This window comes from [Clostridium] fimetarium (genome assembly GCF_900111235.1).
GTDB classification, from domain to species: Bacteria; Bacillota; Clostridia; order Lachnospirales; family Lachnospiraceae; genus Clostridium_N; species Clostridium_N fimetarium.
On sequence record NZ_FOJI01000007.1, the window covers coordinates 49,020 to 70,000 of the forward strand.

At 32.9% G+C, this 20,981-nt stretch carries 21 protein-coding genes and 1 other annotated feature; of the genes, 16 read left to right on the forward strand and 5 right to left on the reverse strand.

The genetic code is table 11. From position 1 onward, the window contains the following. Positions 1-92: 92 nt before the first annotated feature. The 3 genes from BMY18_RS10080 (at position 93) to BMY18_RS10090 (ending at position 4,656) form a co-directional block, all read left to right on the forward strand. Positions 93-1,688 (forward strand): nitrite/sulfite reductase, encoded by a 1,596-nt coding sequence (locus BMY18_RS10080; protein WP_092453599.1) that lies wholly within the window; start codon positions 93-95, stop codon positions 1,686-1,688. A gap of 92 nt (positions 1,689-1,780) precedes the next feature. Then, entirely contained in the window at positions 1,781-3,244 is a 1,464-nt protein-coding gene (locus tag BMY18_RS10085) for a PIG-L deacetylase family protein (RefSeq protein ID WP_092453600.1), read from the forward strand. A 146-nt stretch (positions 3,245-3,390) separates the two neighbouring features. After that, a complete protein-coding gene (locus BMY18_RS10090; protein WP_092453602.1) occupies positions 3,391-4,656 on the forward strand; it encodes an FAD-dependent oxidoreductase in 1,266 nt (421 codons plus the stop codon). A 56-nt stretch (positions 4,657-4,712) separates the two neighbouring features. On the opposite strand, the gene nhaA is transcribed toward BMY18_RS10090, so the two are convergent. Beyond that, entirely contained in the window at positions 4,713-5,924 is a 1,212-nt protein-coding gene (nhaA, locus tag BMY18_RS10095) for a Na+/H+ antiporter NhaA (protein WP_092453604.1), read from the reverse strand. A 127-nt stretch (positions 5,925-6,051) separates the two neighbouring features. Further along, positions 6,052-6,108, reverse strand: a sequence feature (sodium ion sensor (DUF1646 type); this cis-regulatory element may regulate processes involved in with the transportation of sodium ions). A 518-nt stretch (positions 6,109-6,626) separates the two neighbouring features. Here nhaA and BMY18_RS10100 point away from each other — a divergent pair. Next, entirely contained in the window at positions 6,627-8,288 is a 1,662-nt protein-coding gene (locus tag BMY18_RS10100; RefSeq protein ID WP_092453884.1) for a ribonuclease J, read from the forward strand. A 113-nt stretch (positions 8,289-8,401) separates the two neighbouring features. Here the strand turns inward: BMY18_RS10100 and BMY18_RS10105 are convergent, their stop codons facing one another. Then, positions 8,402-9,172: an ABC transporter permease gene (locus BMY18_RS10105; RefSeq protein ID WP_092453606.1), complete on the reverse strand. Its 771-nt coding sequence runs from the start codon at positions 9,170-9,172 to the stop codon at positions 8,402-8,404. Beyond that, on the reverse strand, positions 9,169-9,825 hold the full coding sequence (locus BMY18_RS10110; protein WP_092453608.1) for an ABC transporter ATP-binding protein: 657 nt from the start codon (positions 9,823-9,825) through the stop codon (positions 9,169-9,171). The genes BMY18_RS10105 and BMY18_RS10110 overlap by 4 nt, the downstream gene beginning before the upstream one ends. A 196-nt stretch (positions 9,826-10,021) precedes the next feature. Between BMY18_RS10110 and epsC the strand changes: the two genes are divergently transcribed. From epsC to BMY18_RS10125, 3 genes are all read left to right on the forward strand, one after another. Then, positions 10,022-10,969, forward strand: coding sequence for a serine O-acetyltransferase EpsC (gene epsC, locus BMY18_RS10115; RefSeq protein ID WP_092453610.1), 948 nt, complete (start codon positions 10,022-10,024; stop codon positions 10,967-10,969). A gap of 102 nt (positions 10,970-11,071) precedes the next feature. Further along, positions 11,072-11,845, forward strand: a complete 774-nt coding sequence (gene ygiD / locus BMY18_RS10120; protein WP_092453612.1) for a 4,5-DOPA-extradiol-dioxygenase — start codon at positions 11,072-11,074, stop codon at positions 11,843-11,845. Positions 11,846-11,874: 29 nt separating this feature from the next. Next, positions 11,875-12,597, forward strand: coding sequence for a flavin reductase (locus BMY18_RS10125; RefSeq protein ID WP_092453614.1), 723 nt, complete (start codon positions 11,875-11,877; stop codon positions 12,595-12,597). Between the two features lie 232 nt (positions 12,598-12,829). Here BMY18_RS10125 and BMY18_RS10130 read toward each other — a convergent pair whose 3' ends face one another. Continuing rightward, on the reverse strand, positions 12,830-13,003 hold the full coding sequence (locus BMY18_RS10130; RefSeq protein ID WP_092453616.1) for an indolepyruvate ferredoxin oxidoreductase subunit alpha: 174 nt from the start codon (positions 13,001-13,003) through the stop codon (positions 12,830-12,832). 228 nt (positions 13,004-13,231) lie between these two features. Between BMY18_RS10130 and BMY18_RS10135 the strand changes: the two genes are divergently transcribed. The 7 genes from BMY18_RS10135 to BMY18_RS10165 all read left to right on the forward strand — a co-directional run bounded on the left by BMY18_RS10135 (position 13,232) and on the right by BMY18_RS10165 (position 19,386). Next, on the forward strand, positions 13,232-13,807 hold the full coding sequence (locus BMY18_RS10135; RefSeq protein ID WP_092453618.1) for a zinc dependent phospholipase C family protein: 576 nt from the start codon (positions 13,232-13,234) through the stop codon (positions 13,805-13,807). Then, positions 13,785-14,414, forward strand: a complete 630-nt coding sequence (locus BMY18_RS10140) for a TVP38/TMEM64 family protein (RefSeq protein ID WP_242941008.1) — start codon at positions 13,785-13,787, stop codon at positions 14,412-14,414. The genes BMY18_RS10135 and BMY18_RS10140 overlap by 23 nt, the downstream gene beginning before the upstream one ends. 104 nt (positions 14,415-14,518) lie before the next feature. Continuing rightward, entirely contained in the window at positions 14,519-15,520 is a 1,002-nt protein-coding gene (locus BMY18_RS10145; RefSeq protein WP_092453620.1) for a glycosyltransferase, read from the forward strand. 37 nt (positions 15,521-15,557) lie between these two features. Further along, positions 15,558-16,724, forward strand: coding sequence for a glycosyltransferase (locus BMY18_RS10150; protein WP_092453622.1), 1,167 nt, complete (start codon positions 15,558-15,560; stop codon positions 16,722-16,724). Between the two features lie 107 nt (positions 16,725-16,831). Then, entirely contained in the window at positions 16,832-17,389 is a 558-nt protein-coding gene (locus tag BMY18_RS10155) for a phosphatase PAP2 family protein (protein WP_242941009.1), read from the forward strand. Positions 17,390-17,596: 207 nt separating this feature from the next. Further along, positions 17,597-18,649, forward strand: coding sequence for an aldose epimerase family protein (locus BMY18_RS10160; RefSeq protein WP_092453624.1), 1,053 nt, complete (start codon positions 17,597-17,599; stop codon positions 18,647-18,649). Positions 18,650-18,669: 20 nt separating this feature from the next. Continuing rightward, a complete protein-coding gene (locus BMY18_RS10165) occupies positions 18,670-19,386 on the forward strand; it encodes a gamma-glutamyl-gamma-aminobutyrate hydrolase family protein (RefSeq protein WP_170841370.1) in 717 nt (238 codons plus the stop codon). A 5-nt stretch (positions 19,387-19,391) separates the two neighbouring features. Here the strand turns inward: BMY18_RS10165 and BMY18_RS10170 are convergent, their stop codons facing one another. Beyond that, positions 19,392-19,760, reverse strand: coding sequence for a metal-dependent transcriptional regulator (locus BMY18_RS10170; RefSeq protein ID WP_092453628.1), 369 nt, complete (start codon positions 19,758-19,760; stop codon positions 19,392-19,394). Between the two features lie 240 nt (positions 19,761-20,000). On the opposite strand from BMY18_RS10170, the gene BMY18_RS10175 reads away from it, so the two are divergent. After that, positions 20,001-20,213, forward strand: coding sequence for a FeoA family protein (locus BMY18_RS10175; protein ID WP_092453630.1), 213 nt, complete (start codon positions 20,001-20,003; stop codon positions 20,211-20,213). 423 nt (positions 20,214-20,636) lie between these two features. Beyond that, entirely contained in the window at positions 20,637-20,858 is a 222-nt protein-coding gene (locus BMY18_RS10180; RefSeq protein WP_092453632.1) for a FeoA family protein, read from the forward strand. Positions 20,859-20,981: the final 123 nt, after the last annotated feature.

The following is a 20,981-nucleotide window of genomic DNA, read 5'->3' on the forward strand; positions in this document are numbered from 1 at the left end:
TGAGTAGGCCATTTTTTACTATCAATTGGGTAATAATACTGTAGTGTTATTACCCAATTGATAGAAGAATAAAGTGAAATAGAGGAAAGATAATGAAAGAACAATTTGAAGTTAAAATGGACGAAATGATAAAAGAGCAAAAAGAATTATATCAAAAAGAAATTATTGAATTTCAAGAAATTGGGCACATATTTATTAGAGGCGAAATAAGCTCAAATGAATTCAAAGCGACCTCTGGCGGAATGGGAGTATATGCGCAAAAGGGAGGAAAGAAATTTATGATTCGCTTGCGTGTGCTGTCAGGTGTTTTAGATATTAAGACCTTAGAATTAATTGGTAAGTTTGCAATGGACTACAACTTACCAGATGTGCATCTAACGACAAGAGAGGCAATTCAACTTCATAATCTTAACTTTGATGATGTGATAACTATTATGGAAAAAAGTCTAAACAGTAATTTATATACGAGAGGCGGCGGTGGTAATTATCCACGTAATGTTTCATTATCTCCGTTATCCGGGGTGGAAAAAGGCGAAGCATTTGACGTTACCCCCTATGCAGTGATTGTAAATAAATATTTTCTATCTAGAATGGATAGCTATAAGCTTCCTAGAAAATTTAAAGTTGCATTTTCCAACAACGAAAATGATACTGCTAATGCAACGATTGTAGACCTGGGATTTTTAGCTGTTAATCAGGATGGAAACAATCTATTTAAGGTATATATTGGTGGCAGTCTGGGAAATCAAGGCGGTATTAGCGTGCCTTTTGATGAACTGGTTCAGCCAGAAGAAGTTTTATATCACGTGGAAGCGTGTATCCGTTTGTTAATTGAAGAAGGCGATTATGAAAACAGAGGGAAGGCTAGAATGCGTTTTATTGTAAAACGTATGGGACAAGAAGCCTTTTTAAATTGTTATAAAAAAATACTGCACCGCGTAAAACAATCTGAAAACTTAGAATTAGTGCTTGAAAATGAGCACCAATCATCGACAGAAGTAAAGGACTGTGATAATCTTAGCGACCAGCAGAATCTTATTGCGCAAAGACAGAGCGGGTTGTATACGATTATTGTTCATTCAAAAGGAGGAATCTTAAAACGAGAAGATTTGAACCAGATCACATCCTTTCTACAAGCAATACCGGAGGCACAGATTCGCTTGAGTATGGAAGAAAATATGTATATACGAAATCTTACGCTAGCGCAGGCCGAAAAGTTACTAGGTTTGGTTAAACATTTAGGACAAACCACAATGTTTGAACGAAGTATAAGCTGTATCGGTGTTCCAACTTGTCAAATTGGAATTGGAGAAACTCAAAAGCTTTTATCTAATATTTTAACCTATTTTGAAAATCAAGGAATGTTAGAGAATCCATTGCCATCTATTCATATCTCGGGATGTTTAAACTCTTGTACAAGGCATCAGGTGAGTGATATTGGTTTTTGCGGTAAGAAAAAGCAAGTATCGCAACAAGCAGTAGAAGTATATACGTTGCATATAGGTGGAATGACGAGCGAGTTTGATACACATTTTGCCAAAGAATATGGTGATTTATTAACAAATACAATTCCTAAATTCCTTTATGAATTAGCACTTTACATAAAAGAAAAACGGTTGAATTTTAAAGAATATATGGAGTTATATCAAGAAGAGTTTAAATCGATTCTAGCTGTATATTTGGTATAGGATCAGAGTAGAAAAGGGCTATTAGGCCTTAACAATTATCATTTGTATATCAGTTTTGCTAATACTTAAGAAAAAGGAAGATATTGAAAGAGATGAATAAGAATATAATATATTATTTTTCGGGAACTATAATGGCGTTATTTTTAATGTTATGCGTATTTAATTCAGATGTGAATGCTGAAACGATAGCAAATGACAATACGACATTGCAGGCGACTAAGTCAGAGGTATCAATTAAAACATCAGCCGGCAAAGCTACAAGTGCTTTACAGGATAGTTCATATTCAACAACTATATCATGTAGTGAATCCGAACAGATTATAATTACTAGTAAAGACATGATGCAGGGGTTGTATATAGAGTGGGCGAAAGAACCTTCGCAATGGACATTGACATACAATGGTCAGACTATGGTATGCGGGACGCAAGGGTTTTTGCATGAGTATGTTGCAATACCAGACGGGGCGACAACCGTTACGATGACATTGTCAAAAAGCGAGAAGATATGTGGTATAACAGCATACTCCGCAGGAGTACTACCTACTGATGTTGAAAGGTGGAAGCCGGTTTGCGAAAAAGCGGATATACTTGTACTATCCACACATGCAGATGATGAGATACTTTTTCTGGGTGGAGTTCTCGCTGAGTACGCAGGACAAGAAAAACTTGCAGTTCAAGTAGTATATTTTTCTAACTATTATAATGGTACAGTGATTAGGGAACATGAAAAGTTAGATGGACTATGGGCGGTAGGTGTTAGAAATTATCCGGTCACGGGAAATTTTGACGATATATATGCAGCAGATTTGGCCTCAGCGGAAAAAACATTTGGATATGATAAGACATTGTCATTTGTTGTGGAACAGATCAGACGATTCAAACCGCAAGTGTGTGTGGGACAAGACACAAATGGTGAGTATGGTCATGGAACGCATATGTTGACATCTAAAGCACTTCAAGAGGCAATTACAATAAGCATGGATGGAACAAAGTATCCAGAGTCAGCAGAAAAATACGGCGTACATGACGTTAAAAAGACATATATTCATATGTATCCAGAAAATAAATTATCTTTGGATTGCAAAAAACCGCTTAGTGAATTTGGTGGAAAGAATGCTGTGGAAGTTGCATCAGCGGCATATAAAAAGCACGTATCGCAGCAGTGGTGTTGGTTCTATGTATCTGATTCATATGAATATAGCTGTGCAGATTTTGGACTGTGCCGTACAACCGTTGGAAATAACACTGGAAATGATATGATGGAACATATCATTAGCTATCAGGAGCAAGCAAGACAGGAACTAGAAGCGCAGGAGCAAGCAAAACTGCAAGAAAAACAGCAACTAGAAGCGCAGGAACAAGCAAGTAAACTAGAAGTAGAATCAGTGGCAGTAAGGCAACAAAATATTCAGACTGATAAAAATATATTTAAAATTGTTATGATATTTGCATGCGTAATCATTGCAATTGGATTAATTATAGTATTGTTTATTAAAAATAAAAATAAAAATAAAAATAAAAATAGAATGCAAATTAAGAAAAATAGAAGAAAATAACTAATTCTATTGCAGCATCAATAAAAGTATGTTTCGGTATACTCATTTCAACGATTGTACATAATAAATAGTATAAAAAAAAGCAAAGAAGCCTGGAAAATCAAACGCTTTCTTTGCTTTTTTTATATAGAAAGGTGGAAATGAATATGAAAATAATAATCACCGGTGGAGGGTGGGCTGGATGTTCCGCTGCATATATGGCAAGAAAACAAGGGGCAGAAGTAGTCTTAATAGAAAGAACAGATTCTTTACTTGGAACTGGTCTAGTAGGTGGGATAATGAGAAATAACGGTAGATTTACTGCCACTGAGGAACTAATAGCAATGGGTGGAGGTGAAATATTTAAGATTATTGATCAAAATTGTCGTCATACGAATATTAGCTTTCCAGGACATGAACATGCTAGTCTTTATGATATTGCAAAGACGCCTGTAGCCATTACAAATTATTTGCTAGAAATTGGCGTTGAAGTTAAATTCATTGAAAGAGTTGTAAAGGCACATGTAACAGATGGTGCTATCCAAAGTATTGAGACCGCAAGTGGAAATGTTTATGAAGGTGATGCATTTATTGATACCACTGGAACTGCAGGCCCAATGAAGAATTGCATCAAGTACGGTAATGGTTGTGCAATGTGCATCATTCGATGTCCAAGCTATGGCGGAAGAGTAAGCCTGGCAGGTATTTGTGGCATATCCGAAATAACTGGAAAAAAAGCGGATGATTCAATTGGCGCAATGAGCGGTTCTTGTAAACTTTATAAGGAGTCTCTGTCACCTGAAATTATAGAAGCCCTGAATACGAAAGGGGTAGCAGTTATACCAATACCAAAAGAATTAATTGAAAATCATCTAAGTGCAAAAGCCTGTCAACAGTATGCCTTAAAAGAATTTTCGGAAAATATGGTTCTGTTAGATACGGGTCATGCGAAATTAATGACTCCTTTTTATTCCCTAGAAAAACTTCATAAAATCCCTGGATTTGAAAATGCACGATATGAAGATCCTTATGCTGGAGGAAAAGGTAATTCTATGAGATTTTTTGATATGGCACCTAGAACCAATGCATTACAGGTAATTGGTTTGAAAAATCTATTTTGTGCTGGAGAAAAAGCGGGACTTTTAGTAGGACATACGGAAGCTATCGTGACAGGAGTTCTCGCGGGTTATAACGCTACAAGACATATAAGTAATATGCCATTACTTGAAATATCAAGAAAGACAGCATTTGGAGAGGCGGTTGCCTATGTAAATGAAGAAATGCAGACAAAAGAAGGACTTGGTAAAAAATATACTTTTTCTGGTTCTGTATTATTTGAACATATGAAGAAGCTGAATCTGTATGAAACAGATGTGAATAGAATTCAAGAAAATATTAAAAATGAAGGACTTTGGAATGTTTTTGCATGTTAATAAATATATGAAAGAGAGATAGAATAAAAAAAATCTACCTCTCTTTTCACATCATATTAATAAGTGATATTTTGCTTTTTGTCAACGGGTTTAATAAATTTAAAGATTAGCAAACCAAAGGTTGCAGATAGTAATGAAGCCACTATTATGCTTATTTTTGCTGTAGATAATATTGTTGCATCTGTAAAAGCCAAAGATGAAACAAATATTGACATTGTAAATCCAATACCGCCCAGTACACTTACGCCATACATGTGTATCCAGTTTACGTTAGAAGGAAGTTTAGCAATCTTCAATTTTACTAATATAAATGATATTAAAAATATTCCTAATGGCTTTCCAAAGAAAAGTCCTAAAATAATTCCAACGCTGACAGATGTTGTCATAATTGTTGAAAGACTACTACTATTAAAAACCACACCAGCATTTGCTAAAGCAAATATCGGCATAATTACAAAAGAAGACCATGGTGCAATTTTGTATTCAAGTTTATGCAGCATTGAATTTTCAAATGATTCGATATCCTTTGTAGCAGGAATCATCATACCAAGTAATACTCCAGAAAATGTTGCATGTACACCGGATTTAAGTATGGTAAACCATAATATAATTCCGAGAATAATAAAAACTGCAGAAGAATTTACTTTGAATTTATTAGCTAAAATAAGAACAATTAAAACCATTGCACTTATAAAAAGGTAAAACCAGGATATCGTATTGGTATAAAATAATACGATTACAATAATTGCTCCTAAGTCATCAACGATAGCTAGCGTCATAAGAAAAACCACAATTCCTCTTGGTGCTTTTTTACCGACCAAAGATATTGCACCTAAGGCAAAAGCAATATCTGTTGCCATAGGAATTCCAAACCCATAGATCGTGGATTGACCATAATTACAAATCGCATAGATAGCTGCAGGTACAATCATTCCCCCAATAGCGGCAGCAATCGGTAAGATTGTTGTTTTAAAGGATTTTAATTCTCCAAATAACATCTCCTTTTTGATTTCCATTCCAACAACAAAGAAAAATATTGCCATTAGACCGTCATTGATAATATGGGAGATTGGCATTGAGAAATTGGAATCGTTAATTCCAATTGTTATATCTGTGTGTAATGCTGCATTGTAAATTGAAGATAAATCCGAATTAGCTAGTATGATCGCAATAACCGCAAATAACATAAGTAATATGCCACTAGAATATTCTAGTTTAAAAAAATATTGAAATAATTTTGGAACTTTACTGATAGAATAATTTTTCATAGATTATATCCTTTCTAATTTGAGATTAAGTGTATTTTAAACATTTTTACGGTTACGAATATTATGTGTTAAGCTTTCTGACATAACTCTTGAAATGGATAAAAAAAGGATGGGAATACTCATGACGAGTTTCCCACCCCAGAAACTAAATTGCTTGAAAGTAAATATTATAATTTACCCAACCGTAATTTGTTATATTCAGTTATTATTAAATAAATATAGCATATGTATATTTTAAATGTCAATATATAAAAAGTGAGTTAAATAATAATTGACTTTTATAGCATTATGATGATATTATACAAAGATATGAGTGTTCTTGATAAAAATTATTATTTCTTTACAACTATTAAAATTTATTTTTAAGCTTTTAAAAAATCATAGCATCATGCGATGTTATATTTTGTGAAAAGAAAAGTAAAGAGATATATAGGATAATAAAGTTTATATAATTATGTCAGCATATGACATATTATTTTCGTGCAGATTTAGATATACTATATAATAAGAAGAAAATTTGTAAAGAGACTATTAATGTTATAATTAAACAAGAATGCGTGGGGAATACTTATTATATATGTATTTCCTAATATAGATGAACCGATACAAACACCGTTGGCTACAATAATGTTTTGACATAATATCAAATGTAGTCATTAATAGATAATAAAGTTAGATTGAGGAGAAAGATTGAAGAACGATATGAATGAAGAATGTAAAAAAATTAAAATAATCCCATTGGGTGGATTAGATAAGATCGGTATGAATATTACTGCATTTGAGTATGAAGATAGTATTATTGTTGTAGATTGTGGAATTTCATTTCCAGAAGACGATATGCTAGGAATAGATTTAGTGATACCAGATGTTACTTATCTTATGGAAAATAAAGAAAAAGTAAAAGGATTTTTTATTACACATGGTCACGAAGATCATATTGGCGCATTGCCATATATCTTAAAGGATTTAAATGTACCAGTGTATGCAACCAAATTAACAATAGGATTAATCGAAATCAAGCTCAAAGAGCATAATCTTTTGAATAAGACAAAAAGAAAAACTGTAAAACATGGCCAATCTATTAATTTAGGACCGTTTAGAGTTGAATTTATTAAAACTAATCATAGTATAGCGGATGCGTCTGCATTGGCTATTCATACTCAGGCAGGAATCATCGTTCATACGGGCGATTTTAAAATTGATTATACACCTTTGTTTGGAGATACAATTGATTTACAAAGATTTGCTGAATTAGGAAAAAAAGGCGTGTTAGCACTTCTATGTGATAGTACGAATGCAAAAAGACCAGGATTTACTGTATCCGAGAAGTTAGTAGCAAAGACATTTGATAATCTATTTGCAGAATATACTTCTAATAGAATAATAGTAGCAACTTTTGCATCAAATGTAGATCGTGTGCAACAGATTATTAATACTGCAAGCAAATTTGGTCGCAAGGTTATTGTTCAAGGAAGAAGTATGGTAAATGTAATGGAAGTAGCGTCAGAATTAGGCTATATTACAATACCAGAAAATACTTTGATTGATATTGAATTAATGAAAAACTACCCAGATGATAAACTTGTATTGATTACTACAGGAAGCCAAGGGGAAGCAATGGCGGCATTGTCAAGAATGGCTGCATCAACACATAGGAAAGTTACAATTAAGCCAGGAGATGCAATTATATTTAGTTCAACTCCTATCCCTGGAAATGAAAAGGCTGTATCAAAAGTTATTAATGAATTGGCAATGAAGGGCGCAAAGGTTATCTTTGAAGATACTCATGTGTCAGGCCATGCTTGTCAAGAAGAGATTAAGCTTATGTACTCATTAGTAAAACCTAAATATGCGATTCCAATTCACGGCGAATACAGCCATTTGATGGCACAAGCTGATTTGGCAGTTTCGATGGGAATTGATAAAGAAAATGTATTCCTTTTACAATCAGGTAATGTGTTAGAACTCTCAAAAGAAATGGCTGAAATTGTTGGACAAGTTCCTGCAAAAGGGATTTTTGTTGATGGTCTTGGAGTAGGTGACGTAGGTAATATCGTCCTTAAAGATAGACAATATTTATCACAAAATGGATTGATTATTGTTGTGATGACATTTGAAAAAGGCTCAATGCAATTATTGTCAGGGCCAGATATCGTTTCTAGAGGTTTTATATATGTAAGAGAATCTGAGCCACTTATGCGAGAGATTAGAAACATTGTTAAGGTTAGTCTAGAAAAATGTCAAGATAAGAATATTTCAGATTGGGGTAAAATAAAAAATATTATCAAAGATGATTTAAATGAATATCTTTGGAAAGAATTGAGAAGAAGTCCTTTGATTTTACCAATAATTGTGGAAGCATAAATTGATATATAAGAAATAAAGAATGGGCAGTAGAGAAATCTACTGCTCTTTTTTTGGAGAAAAACAAAACTTTTCTGAAAGTAAAACCGTTTTTTTCCTGAAAGTAACATAGGTTATTTTGTGAAAATCAGCTGCTTTCTGCTGTTGAAGAAGCTACGGTATGACAGATAACATGCAATGAATGAAGAAATGGAAGTAGTGGAAAGTAACATAAACATAACCATTATCTGATATTTTATAGCTTCAACAGGTGAAGTTCCAGCTAGTATTAATCCAGTCATCATACCAGGAAGAGATACGATACCTAATGTTTTCGCTGAGTCAATCGTTGGCAGCATACCTGTTTTTATTGAGTCTCTAATGATTTCAATAGAGGAGGGTAATATATCTGCGCCAAGCGAAAGCTTAGTTTCAACTTCTTCCCGTTTATTTTTGAAATCGGAGGATATTTGTTTATAACATAACCCTAACGCAACCATCGAATTGCTGATAATCATGCCACTGATAGGAATGATTTGATATGGTTCATATACAATTATCCTAGAGAGAACAAGGATTGTTAAAGTTACGATGGTACCTACTGCTATAGATAAAAAAGATATGATGATTCCATGGTTAATCGCTTTTCCTCTTTTTGCGGCATTATATGCAGCATTAAAGGTCATGAAAAGAAGTAAAAGAGTTGTGAAAATAGGGCTTTTAAAGCCAAAAATGTATTCTAAAACATATCCAACAGCAACAAGCTGAATTACAGCTCGAATTGCACTGATTAGGATTTCTTTTTCAAGCTTAAGTTTTTGCGAATAAGAAAAAACGAGTGTAATGATTACTAGACAAGACACAATAAGTAAAGATGTGATACTGATTGAATTTGGTCCGCTCATTTTAAGGCCTCCAATGATTTTATTTTGCCGCGTTCTATTGTTAAAAGTCTATTTGCGTATTTCCTACTTTGCTCAGAATCATGTGTTACAAATAAAACAGTAACGCCTTCTTTGTTTAGTGACTCTATAACAGTTTCTACTATTTTTGTATTGTCTTCATCAAGTGCAGATGTGATTTCATCTAAAAGTAGAATTTCAGGTTTAAACAGTAAACTTCTAATTAGGGCTATCCTTTGCTTTTCACCGCCAGAAAGATTTGCTACGTCTTTACTTAAAAAATCGGTAGTGATATGAAATAAAGAAAATAATTCATCAACACGATCTTTATCGAAGGCTAACTTTCTGATAGTAAAAGGAAATTTGATATTGTCCATTACGGTAATACCGAAAAGATAAGGCGTTTGGAAACAATACGTTATCGTTTTTCTTAATTCTGTAGGATTATAGTCAATAAATTTTTTATCGCGATATGTAATTTCCCCATTTGTAGGATTGATTAAGTGGCTGCAAAGTTTAAGAAATGTACTTTTACCACTTCCAGAAGGGCCAACAATTGAAATATAATCCCCTGGTTCTATTTTTACCGATATGTTTTCAAGAATAGTTTCACCATCATTTTCAAAAGATACGTTTTCAAGCTCAAGTAATGACAAGATATACACCTCCGTTTTTTGATTCTTACAAATATCAAATTATAGTATAACAGTTATTACTATTTGTATCAATAAATGCAAGGCGTGTTTTTAATACGACACCTATAGGCAAATAATAAAATCTAATGTATAATAAGAATAAATTTTATAAAAAATAGTGTGATTCAAAAATATAAATAAAGGTTGGTATTGGTAAATGAGTAGAGAGTTTGATGAAAATATGTCCCAACTAGTTTCGGAAATTACTGCAAATTATAAACAGAATCCTATTTTCTCATCTTTTGATTCTTCAAATTTAGCAAACAAAGTTGAAATTATCGAAATATTGAATGAGTTAAGACAATTGATATTTCCTGGATTTTTCGAGCAGAAAAAATTAGCAAGCGAAACAATTGGATATTATGTCGGGAATCTTTTGATGAGTATTCAGGAAAAATTGCATAGACAAATTAAATGTGTGCTTTTTTATAAGAATTATATAAATATGGAAATAGAAGATTCGATATTAGAGAAAAAAACAGATGAAATATGTCAATCCATTTTAAAATCATTACCTAAAATACAAGAATATATTACAACTGATGTGCAAGCAACCTATGATGGAGATCCAGCAGCTGTAGATATGGAAGAGATAATATTTTCATACCCCGGAATATTTGCGGTATGTATTTATAGAATAGCACATGAACTCTATAAATTATCAGTACCATATCTTCCAAGAATTATGACGGAATATGCACATAATGAAACAGGGATAGATATCAATGCGGGCGCCGAAATAGGAAAATATTTTTTTATTGATCATGGTACAGGTGTTGTTATTGGGGAAACTTGTATGATTGGGGATAATGTGAAAATATATCAAGGGGTAACCCTAGGTGCATTATCAACAAGAGAAGGACAAAATCTTCATGGAGTTAAAAGACATCCAACAATTGAAGATAATGTTACTATTTATTCAGGAGCCTCCATTTTAGGTGGGGAGACTGTCATTGGTAAGAATTCAGTTATTGGTGGTAATGCGTTTATTACAAAATCGGTTCCGGAGGATACTAGGGTAAGCGTTCAAAATCTTGAATTGAAATTTAAAAACAGTAAAGCCAAAGAATTTGATCAAGAATTCATATCGGATTGGGTTATATAATTATTTGATTGTCATATGCATGGCGTTGATTAATTTTAAGATAATAAGTTTTGATTTGAAATTTTTTAATTTTTACTATAATATAAAAAGGAAGTGAAGCAAATGATGCCAGTAATTTTTATAGGACATGGATCACCAATGAATGCGATAGAAGAAAATGAATATACAAAGGGTTGGAAGGAAATTGCTGATAATATTCCCCAACCTAAAGTGATTCTTTCTATATCGGCTCATTGGGTGACAGATGGAACAAAGGTATCGACAGTTGAAAATCCAAAAACTATTCATGATTTTTATGGGTTTCCAAAAGAGTTGTATGATGTGGAATATAAGGCAAAGGGAAGCTTAGAAAGTGCTATTAAAACAATAGAATTGTTAGATGGTATTGCTAGAGCAGATGATAGTTGGGGACTTGATCACGGTACATGGAGCGTGTTGAGGGTGATGTATCCCAACGCTGATATTCCAGTTTATCAAATGAGCATTGATATGAATGCGACATCCAAAGAGCTTTTTGAGATAGGGAAAAAACTAAAATCATTGCGGGATAGTGATATATTGATTTTAGGAAGCGGTAATATCGTACATAATCTGGGAATTATGGATTATTCAATGGAAGATGGTTTTGATTTGGCTATTGAATTTAATGATTATATTACTAAAAAAGTAGAGCAAAGAGATTTTGAAAGCATTTTCAATTATAAACAATTAGGGAATGCTGCTAGACTTTCAGTTCCTACAACAGAACACTTTAATCCACTACTGTATGTGCTAGGTGCAACCACTGATTTGGATAAAGTAACAATATTTAATAAGTCGTTTATGGCAGGAAGCCTTGCTATGACATCTTTTGTTTTTTCGGATATTGAAAAATAAACTAAAACTTAATGTGAGGTGGAATTACTATGAATGAAAATGCGTTTTATAACTTATCTTATGGAGTTTACATTATTGCAACATGGGATGGTGATCGCCCAACGGGTTGCATAGCCAATAGTGTTATGCAAATCACCGCATACCCTGCTGCGTTTGCAATCAGTATTAGTCATGACAACTATACCAATCAGTGTATTGAAAAGTCAGGAGGATTTGTGATTTCCGTATTGGGGGAGAAGGCAGAGCCATCAATGATTGGAACATTTGGCTTTCAAACGGGAAAAGATGTTAACAAATTCGATTCAGTAGACTATGATGTTCGTGGAGATATGCCTATTGTGAAGGCAAGTTGTGCCTATATTATTTGTAAAGTAATTAGTAAGATGGAGACAGATACACATACCGTTTTTATAGGTCAAGCTGTAGATGCAGATAATCTTATAGAGGATGAAGTTATGACGTATGCTTATTATCATAAGGTCATAAAAGGAAAAAGTCCTAAAAATGCTCCAACTTATAGAGCGGATGCGAAAGCAGCGGAAGCTGAAATAAAGGAAAATGTAGTAAAGGAAGATGTAGTAAAGGAAGATGTAGTAAAAGATGCAATAATAGAAGCGGCTAAGGTTGAAAAATATGTATGCAGCATATGTGGTTATGAGTATACAGGTGATGTTCCTTTCGAAGAATTACCGGCTGATTATACCTGCCCAATATGCAGACAGCCTAAAACAGTTTTTAATAAACAATCATAAATATTGGACTATAAAAATCATGCTGATGAAAAATAAATAATGAAAAGCGAATTATGAATTTATTAGTTCAAACAAATAAAATCCAAGAGAATATAAATTATTTTGCGATTTAATTGAGCAAGTAAAAATCTTTATAATTTACTTTGAGTATATAGCAATTTAATATGATGAGCAAAAAAACTAACGTATGAATAATATAAATTCACACGTTAGTTTTTTATATGTAACATTACTATTGGGCAGATATTGCATGAAAACCACATTCACCTTCACAAGCACCACAATCTAGACAAAGCTCTTCATCCACGCTATAAAATGCACCCACCATTGAAATCGCAGAAACTGGACAGGCACTTTTACAGGCACCGCACATTTCACAGGCATCACTATCAATTTTGTAAGACATTGTATTTCACCTCCACTTTTTTATATATTAAAAATACCATAGTAAAACGATATTATCAATGAGCCAAATCATAGAAAAATACCAATAAATTTGTGCATTTTTTATGCTAAATTACATTCTGATTTTTTTATATTACACAGAATGTACTAACTTTTTACACATCTAAGATAGAACTAAGGTTTAATATAAGATATGCTGAAAGAAATATTAGCATAGGAGGAAATGTAAATGAAAATAAGAACGCATTGTAATATGGCTCGTTTGGCTATGAATGAAATAGAAAAAAAATTAAATAGTTATAAACTGCCGCTATATAAAAAGATTATGTTTTATATAGGTACTATGGAACCAGATTTTAGTATTAAACAATTTAAGTATCCTCATTATTATGTAAAATCCTCAGAATACATTTACAAACAAATTGAAATTTTGAAGAACAAAGTAGAGATAAATGGTAGCTTTATGTATGAATTTGGTAAGGTGGTACATTATTTTAATGATTTTTGTTGCTATGTCCACAGAACAGGTGATGCGGGTAATCTGCAGGAGCATATGGTATATGAGAGAAAAATAAATCGATACTTATTAAAAAAACGAAAAGAAATACATATGGATATTAAGGATAGAGGAAATATTGAGACTTACAATAACATTGTTGACACAATTGAAACAATCCTAATTGAATATAAAACGGAAGAGCCAAGTTGTCAGTTAGATATTAATAAGTCAATAGAAATCAGTATAGTTTTATATAATTTCTTGAATAAAGGAAGAAATAGATATGTTCAAAATGTTTATAGTTAGCATATTTCATGGAAACGGAAGAATAAGTAGAGCGAGTCTATTGAATGGAATTACCATAATTGGTATGATTTTAACCTTTATATTTATAATATATGGAATTCAAAATCATTTATTTTCATCACAAGACTCGTTAAAACAATTTTTAGAATTCTTTGGAATTTGGGCACCAATCATATTCATCTTGTTTCAGATAGTCCAGGTAATATTTCCGATATTACCTGGAAGTATTGGATGCATAGCAGGTATTATTTTTTGGGGGCCAGTTGTAGGTACAATATACAATTATATTGGCATCTGCTTAGGTTCATTTGCTGCATTTTATTTATCAAGAAAGCTGGGTAGTGATTTCGTAAAATCGATTACAAAGCACAAATTATTTGGTAAATATAAATACTTGATTGAAGAAAATAGCAAATTTGATAAATGGTTTGCAATGGCAATATATTTTCCATTAGCACCAGATGATTTTTTATGCTATCTAGCAGGCCTTACAAAGATAACATACCGTAAATTTGCAAAAATAATTTTGCTTGGAAAGCCATTTGGAATTATAGCATATTCATTTGGATTAAATTTTATCGTTACAAAGTTGATAAGTATTATCTAATACGAGAAAAGGTTGAAAGAAAATCTTTCAGCCACAAGATTTGCGCCTGCGGCACAAACTTGTGATTGTGTCTTGCGAAGGCAAGTCACAAGATAAGGGGGATAATGAAAGTCTTATTATATCATGGTGGAATTCGTATTGTGAATAAAAGTGGCATCGGTGTGTCATACGAACATCAAAAGAAAGCCTTGTTCGTAAACCATATTCCTTTTACACTTAAATTTAAAAATGAATATGATATTGCTCAATTTAATACGATATTTCCAGATAGCGCAATTGCTGCATATATATTAAAAAGAAAAGGGAAAAAAATCATATATTATGGGCATTCAACAATGGAAGATTTTAAAAAATCATTTAGAGGTTCTGATTTCTTTGCTCCGTTGTTTAAAAAATGGATCAAATTCTGCTATGGTTTAGGGGATGTTATTATAACTCCAACAAATTATTCTAAAAAACTTTTGGAGAGTTATGGAATTGAAAAACCTATTTATGCTATCTCAAATGGAATTGATTTGGATTTCTATAAAAGAGAAAGTGGAAATGGAAGTAGGTTTAGAGAAAAATATGATATAAAAGATAATGAAAAAGTTATTATTTCGGTGGGACATTATATAGAGCGTAAGGGAATTATAGATTTTTTGAAATTGGCAGGAGAGATGCCCGAATATAAGTTTATCTGGTTTGGCCATACGAACCTAAGAATGATTCCTACGAAGATCAAGGAGGCTATTCATAATAAAACAACAAATGTTTTCTTCCCAGGGTATGTTTCAAATGAAGAACTTAGAGATGCTTATGTTGGTAGTGACTTATTTTTGTTTTTAACATATGAGGAGACAGAAGGAATTGTTTTATTAGAAGCAATGGCAATGAAAATACCTATAATTATTCGAGACATTCCAATATACCAACAAGAATTCATACATGGGAAGTCCCTATACAAAGGAACTAATATTGTAGAGTTTGAAAATTTAGCACAAAACATATTATGTAGTAATATTTTGAATATTACAAACAATGCTTATGAGCTTGTGAAAGAAAAAGAAATCAGTAATGTTGGAAACAAATTAAAAGATATTTACAAAAATGTATTGTTAATGTAGTGATAATATAATCTAATCGTGAAGGGATGTTTTGAAAATGAAAATATTAATTACAACAGATTTATATTTACCCACTCTGAATGGAGTGGTTACATCAATACTTAATTTAAAGCAAGAACTTATAAAAAGAGGTCATGAAGTACGTGTTTTAACGTTACAGCAAGACCAACAGGTAGAAGAGGAACCGGATACTTATTATATTAAATCGATAAGTGCAGGGAAGGTCTATCCACAGGCCAGAATTATGCGCAGTATAGGAAATAAGCAACTGAAGGATATTGTTAGTTGGAAACCAGAAATCATTCATTCACAATGTGAATTTAGCACCTATTTTTTAGCTAAGATTATTGCAAAGCGCGTAAATGCACCAATTGTGCATACATATCATACCGTTTATGAAGATTATACCCATTATTTTTCGAAAAGCGAGATTGTTGGATATAATGTAGTGAAATTATTTTCAAAAATCATTTTAAATCAAACGCAAATTGTAATTGCACCGACGGATAAGGTGAAAATACTATTGTGCAATTATAAAATAAGTAAACCTATATATACAGTTCCAACCGGAATAGATTTAAAAAAATATTTCGTACAGGTACCAATAAGTACAATTTTAGACAAGAAAGAGCAATTGGGAATCCCAGCAGAAAATCTAGTGTTAATCTATTTAGGCAGATTGGCCAAAGAAAAAAATCTCAATGAACTGATAGAATTTATGGATAACCTTGAAATAGATAAAATATCGTTACTTATTGTTGGAGATGGTCCAGAGCGCTATGCGTTAGAAAAATATGCACATAGTATTTCAAACTTCAAGAATATTATTTTCACAGGTAGAGTGAATCGGGATGATGTGAATGAATATTACCAGATGGCGGATATATTTGTAAGTGCATCTACAAGTGAGACACAAGGACTTACTTACATAGAAGCATTAGCAAATGGAGTTCCGCTATTATGCAGGAAAGATGACTGTTTAAATGAAGTATTATACAACTATGAAAATGGATTCCAATACTCCACTTTTATAGAATTCAAAGAATTTATAAAATATTTTATCGAACATAAAGAGTTAAAAATAAAATATAAAAAATGTTCAAGAGAGGTAGCACAAAGATACTCAAAAGAAAAATTTGCGGAAAGCGTTGAAAAAATATATGGGTTATCAATACTATACAAAAATAATTTGTCATATTTATAAATTAAATCATTAGGATATGTATATGTTATGATATAATTACAAATGAAACTGACTACTGCTATAATCATAGTGAAAATAAAATGAATGATGAAAGGTTGAAAGTGAGTATGAAAGTAAGTATGAATATAATTAGAAATTTTGATAATACGGTAATGGAATCAATTCGAACTCACATGAGATGCCGTTTTTTAGACTTTGTTATGCCATTTATAACGAAGCTTGGAAATGCAGCCATTATTTGGATTGTCGTAGCACTTGCTTTTTTGAATAGTGGAAGATATCATACCTATGGATTTGTGCTAATATGTTCCTTATTAGCATGTTTTTTGATAGGAAATCTCACCTTAAAACCGTTGGTGGAGAGAACTAGGCCTTGTGATATGAACACAGTTATATCATTATTGATTGCAAGACCTACTGATTTTTCTTTCCCATCCGGTCATACGATGTCATCTTTTGCAGCTGCGTGTGTGATATTTCAAGCAAATACAAACATGGGAGTTGCGGCATTTATATTAGCTTCTTTAATAGCATTTTCAAGACTATATTTGTATGTTCATTATCCATCTGATATATTGGCAGGAATTATTATCGGAGTGCTTATTAGTGTCGTTGTGATTTGGCTTTTTAATGTTAATTTAGGATATATAAATCATTCTCTATAACTCCGAATTTTGTTGTTTCGGTACTTACATTTGCCGATGAAATTGGGAAATAAAGGAACCGTTTATGTTGACACAGTTAGAAAAAGTGAATATAATAAACTAAACAATGGCGTCCCAACGGTCCCATTGTTTTTTGATATATTAAGAGTGGTGCATATTTTACTTAGAACGAAATAAACTTTAATCTAGAAAGGAAATTTTATACTTATGTTAATAGAAAATTTTGGAGATACGATATTAAACGAACCTGTAAAATTATATACATTAGAAAATCAAAATGGGGTGCAGTTAAAAGTAATGAATTTAGGGGCAACGATGGTCTCTCTTTTTGTAAAAGATAAGATGGGAAAGATGAGAGATGTGATCTTAGGATGTGACAATACGACAGAATATGAAAAGCAAACAAATTGTTTTGGTGCTACGATTGGTCGAAATGCCAATCGAATTGCCTTCGCGCAATGTGTTATAGATGGTCATACATATCAGATAGAGCAAAATGACAATAGAAATAATCTACATAGTGGCAGCAATGGTTTTCATAACGTGATCTGGGATGCGAAAGTAGAAGAAGATAGAAATGATACGATTACGTTTACTTATTATAGCAAAGATATGGAGCAGGGGTTCCCAGGGAATCTAGCTGCAAAAGTGATTTATTCACTTACCGACAGCGATGAACTCAAAATAGATTACTTTGGGGAAACTGATAAAACGACAGTCGCAAACTTTACCAATCATGCTTATTATAATCTTGGTGGTCATGATTCTGGTTCCATTGAAGGACATAAACTTTGTATTCATGCACAGGAATATACGCCTTTTAGCAGTGCAGAGGCAATCCCAACTGGAGCCTTCGAAAAGGTAGCGGGAACACCTCTGGATTTTCGCCAAGAAAAAACTATTGCACGCGATGCAAATGAAGATTTTATCCAATTGACATATGGAAATGGATATAATCATAATTATGTATTAGATACATTACCTGGAAAATTGAAGTTGGCAGCGCAGGTATTTTGTGAAGATAGCGGTATTGCAATGGATTTCTATACCGATACGGTGGGAATCCAATTTTATACGAGCGGTTATATGGAAAAGAATGTTGGGAAAAATGGCGTAATGTATGATTCTCATCATGGTTTCTGTCTAGAACCACAGTACCATCCAAACGCGGTGAATGAGAAAAATTTTCTATCACCGATTTTAAAGCCAGGCGAAATCTATCAGGCGCATACGAAAGTCTCGTTTTTCAATAGAGTGTAGTAAAATGGAAAGAAGGTATATTGAAATTGAAACCATTGATTGGAATAACTGCATATAACTATCAGGATAATGCCTCTTTTGTAACGAAATCAACTTATATCAATGCGATTCTTCTTTCTGGAGGAACGCCGATTCTAATACCTTATACGACAGATTTGATGGAATGTAGAAATATAGTTGAAAAATTGGATGGTTTGCTGCTTCCGGGTGGAATCGATATCTCCCCTCGTTTGTACAAAGAAGAACCACTTAAAGAAGCCGGCATGTCAATCCATAACATAGATTTGTATGAAATTCGATTAATTCTTGAGGCAAAGAAACAGGAAAAGCCAATTCTGGCTATTTGTCGAGGAATTCAAATTTTAAATGTGGCTTTGGGAGGAACACTTTATCAGGATATCGATGCACAGAAGGCTGCAACAATTTGCCATAATCAGAGTATTAGTATTCGAGATGAGATGACACACTCAGTGTCGCTTATTTCAGATAGCGTTCTTTATCGCTTGTATCAGCAAGACAAAATATATGTAAATAGCTACCATCATCAGGCTGTGAAAGATCTTGCAAAAACCTTACTTCCAACAGCCTATTCTTTGGATCACATATTAGAAGCCTGTGAATCGGAAGATGGGCGTATTATTGGGGTACAGTGGCATCCAGAGACGTTAATAAATACTGATAAAAATTCGAAAAAGTTATTTCAATACTTTGTAGAATTATGCCAAGAAAAATGTTGATCTATTTATAAATGAGCTTTTACATGTGTCTTAATCGCTTCGAAACTTTCTTTACTTATAACATGCTCCATGCGGCATGCATCTTCTGTTGCTATCTTAGCATCAACTCCTAAAAATTCTAACCATGCTGAAAGAAGATTATGTCTTTCATAAATCATATCTGCAATTCCCTTTCCTGAGTCGGTAAGAAAAATATATCCGGCTTCGGTAACTGTTATGTATCCATTTTCCCGAAGGCTTTTCATAGCGACGCTTACACTGGACTTTTTAAAGTCAAGCTCAGTTGCAATATCGATTGAGCGAACGGCAGGTAATCGTTGGCTCAATACCAAAATTGTCTCTAAATAATTTTCTGATGATTCATGTATACTCATACTATAATTCCTCTCTTCGCGTTGGATTTACGGTTAGTTGCATATAACTTAGTTAAGAAAGTATAACATATAGAGGAAAATATTTCAAATAAATAAGAATACAACTGATAAAAAATATCAATAAGGTTATTGACAACTAATCCGAGTTAGAATATACTAACTAACGTGAAGAAGTTAATGAAGTTATTATATATAGTCTCGACAGAAGTCGGGCCATTAGACCTAGAAAGAAGATGAGATATGATGCCTTTGACAATGGCGAAAACAGGTGAAGCTAATTTGATTAAAAAAGTTGGCGGTAAAGAAGAAACAAGAAGATTTTTAGAAAATTTAGGATTTGTAACTGGTGGGTTAGTAACTGTTATCTCAGAAATTAGAGGGAATATGATTGTTAATGTTAAAGATTCAAGGATAGCAATTGGGAAAGATATGGCCATTAAGATTATGATATGATTTGGGTGGTAGACCTTAGGTGTGTCGAGTGAATAAGAATTTCTAATTATCCATTTCGCCTTGCCTTTCCTTCAAGCAGTATATTTTTTACAAGCCTCAGAGATGATAAAAAGACTCGCTTCGCTCATTTTTTATCTGAGTCTTGACAAAATATAAGCACTGCTTTCAGCCGGTCTGCGGGGAAATGGATAATTAGAAATTTTTATTCACGGATACGTAATGAGATTTGGTTTGACGCTCAAATCATGATATTGGGGACGTTTAAATGCAGAGATTGAAATGGTAAGGGAAGAAACTTTTACTAAATTGGTGCGGTGGTAGTGGAATAGAGAGATTAGGAAAGTGAGGCGTTGAGAGAGATTAGGAAAGTGAGACATTGAGAGAGATTAGGCTAATATGAGAATGTAGAGAGATGAGGAAACTATGAGAACTTTGAAAGAGATTAAGTGCGGAGAAACTGTGAAGGTTGTTAAGTTGAATGGGGTTGGAGCGATTAAAAGACGTATTATGGATATGGGTATTACGAAGGGCACGGATGTGTTTGTTAGAAAAGTGGCTCCATTTGGTGATCCATTGGAAGTGACAGTGCGAGGATATGAGCTTTCACTTAGGAAAGCAGATGCTGAATTAATTGAGGTTGAATGATTTTTTTTTGCACATCGGTTAGTATAGACTAATTCAAGTAAGAAGAGACGAACTGTTAAAGCAAAAAGCGAAAAATTATAAATGTGAAAAAAATAAATACCATATTTCTAACCAAAATGAATA

What these genes read in the sequence shown, in the direction of transcription:
- BMY18_RS10080 (WP_092453599.1), top strand. Translation starts at nt 93, where the DNA reads ATGAAAGAACAATTTGAAGTTAAAATGGACGAAATGATAAAAGAGCAA.
- BMY18_RS10085 (WP_092453600.1), top strand. Translation starts at nt 1,781, where the DNA reads ATGAATAAGAATATAATATATTATTTTTCGGGAACTATAATGGCGTTA.
- BMY18_RS10090 (WP_092453602.1), top strand. Translation starts at nt 3,391, where the DNA reads ATGAAAATAATAATCACCGGTGGAGGGTGGGCTGGATGTTCCGCTGCA.
- nhaA (WP_092453604.1), bottom strand. Translation starts at nt 5,924, where the DNA reads ATGAAAAATTATTCTATCAGTAAAGTTCCAAAATTATTTCAATATTTT.
- BMY18_RS10100 (WP_092453884.1), top strand. Translation starts at nt 6,627, where the DNA reads ATGAATGAAGAATGTAAAAAAATTAAAATAATCCCATTGGGTGGATTA.
- BMY18_RS10105 (WP_092453606.1), bottom strand. Translation starts at nt 9,172, where the DNA reads ATGAGCGGACCAAATTCAATCAGTATCACATCTTTACTTATTGTGTCT.
- epsC (WP_092453610.1), top strand. Translation starts at nt 10,022, where the DNA reads ATGAGTAGAGAGTTTGATGAAAATATGTCCCAACTAGTTTCGGAAATT.
- ygiD (WP_092453612.1), top strand. Translation starts at nt 11,072, where the DNA reads ATGATGCCAGTAATTTTTATAGGACATGGATCACCAATGAATGCGATA.
- BMY18_RS10125 (WP_092453614.1), top strand. Translation starts at nt 11,875, where the DNA reads ATGAATGAAAATGCGTTTTATAACTTATCTTATGGAGTTTACATTATT.
- BMY18_RS10130 (WP_092453616.1), bottom strand. Translation starts at nt 13,003, where the DNA reads ATGTCTTACAAAATTGATAGTGATGCCTGTGAAATGTGCGGTGCCTGT.
- BMY18_RS10135 (WP_092453618.1), top strand. Translation starts at nt 13,232, where the DNA reads ATGAAAATAAGAACGCATTGTAATATGGCTCGTTTGGCTATGAATGAA.
- BMY18_RS10140 (WP_242941008.1), top strand. Translation starts at nt 13,785, where the DNA reads ATGTTCAAAATGTTTATAGTTAGCATATTTCATGGAAACGGAAGAATA.
- BMY18_RS10145 (WP_092453620.1), top strand. Translation starts at nt 14,519, where the DNA reads ATGAAAGTCTTATTATATCATGGTGGAATTCGTATTGTGAATAAAAGT.
- BMY18_RS10150 (WP_092453622.1), top strand. Translation starts at nt 15,558, where the DNA reads ATGAAAATATTAATTACAACAGATTTATATTTACCCACTCTGAATGGA.
- BMY18_RS10155 (WP_242941009.1), top strand. Translation starts at nt 16,832, where the DNA reads ATGAAAGTAAGTATGAATATAATTAGAAATTTTGATAATACGGTAATG.
- BMY18_RS10160 (WP_092453624.1), top strand. Translation starts at nt 17,597, where the DNA reads ATGTTAATAGAAAATTTTGGAGATACGATATTAAACGAACCTGTAAAA.
- BMY18_RS10170 (WP_092453628.1), bottom strand. Translation starts at nt 19,760, where the DNA reads ATGAGTATACATGAATCATCAGAAAATTATTTAGAGACAATTTTGGTA.
- BMY18_RS10175 (WP_092453630.1), top strand. Translation starts at nt 20,001, where the DNA reads ATGATGCCTTTGACAATGGCGAAAACAGGTGAAGCTAATTTGATTAAA.
- BMY18_RS10180 (WP_092453632.1), top strand. Translation starts at nt 20,637, where the DNA reads ATGAGAACTTTGAAAGAGATTAAGTGCGGAGAAACTGTGAAGGTTGTT.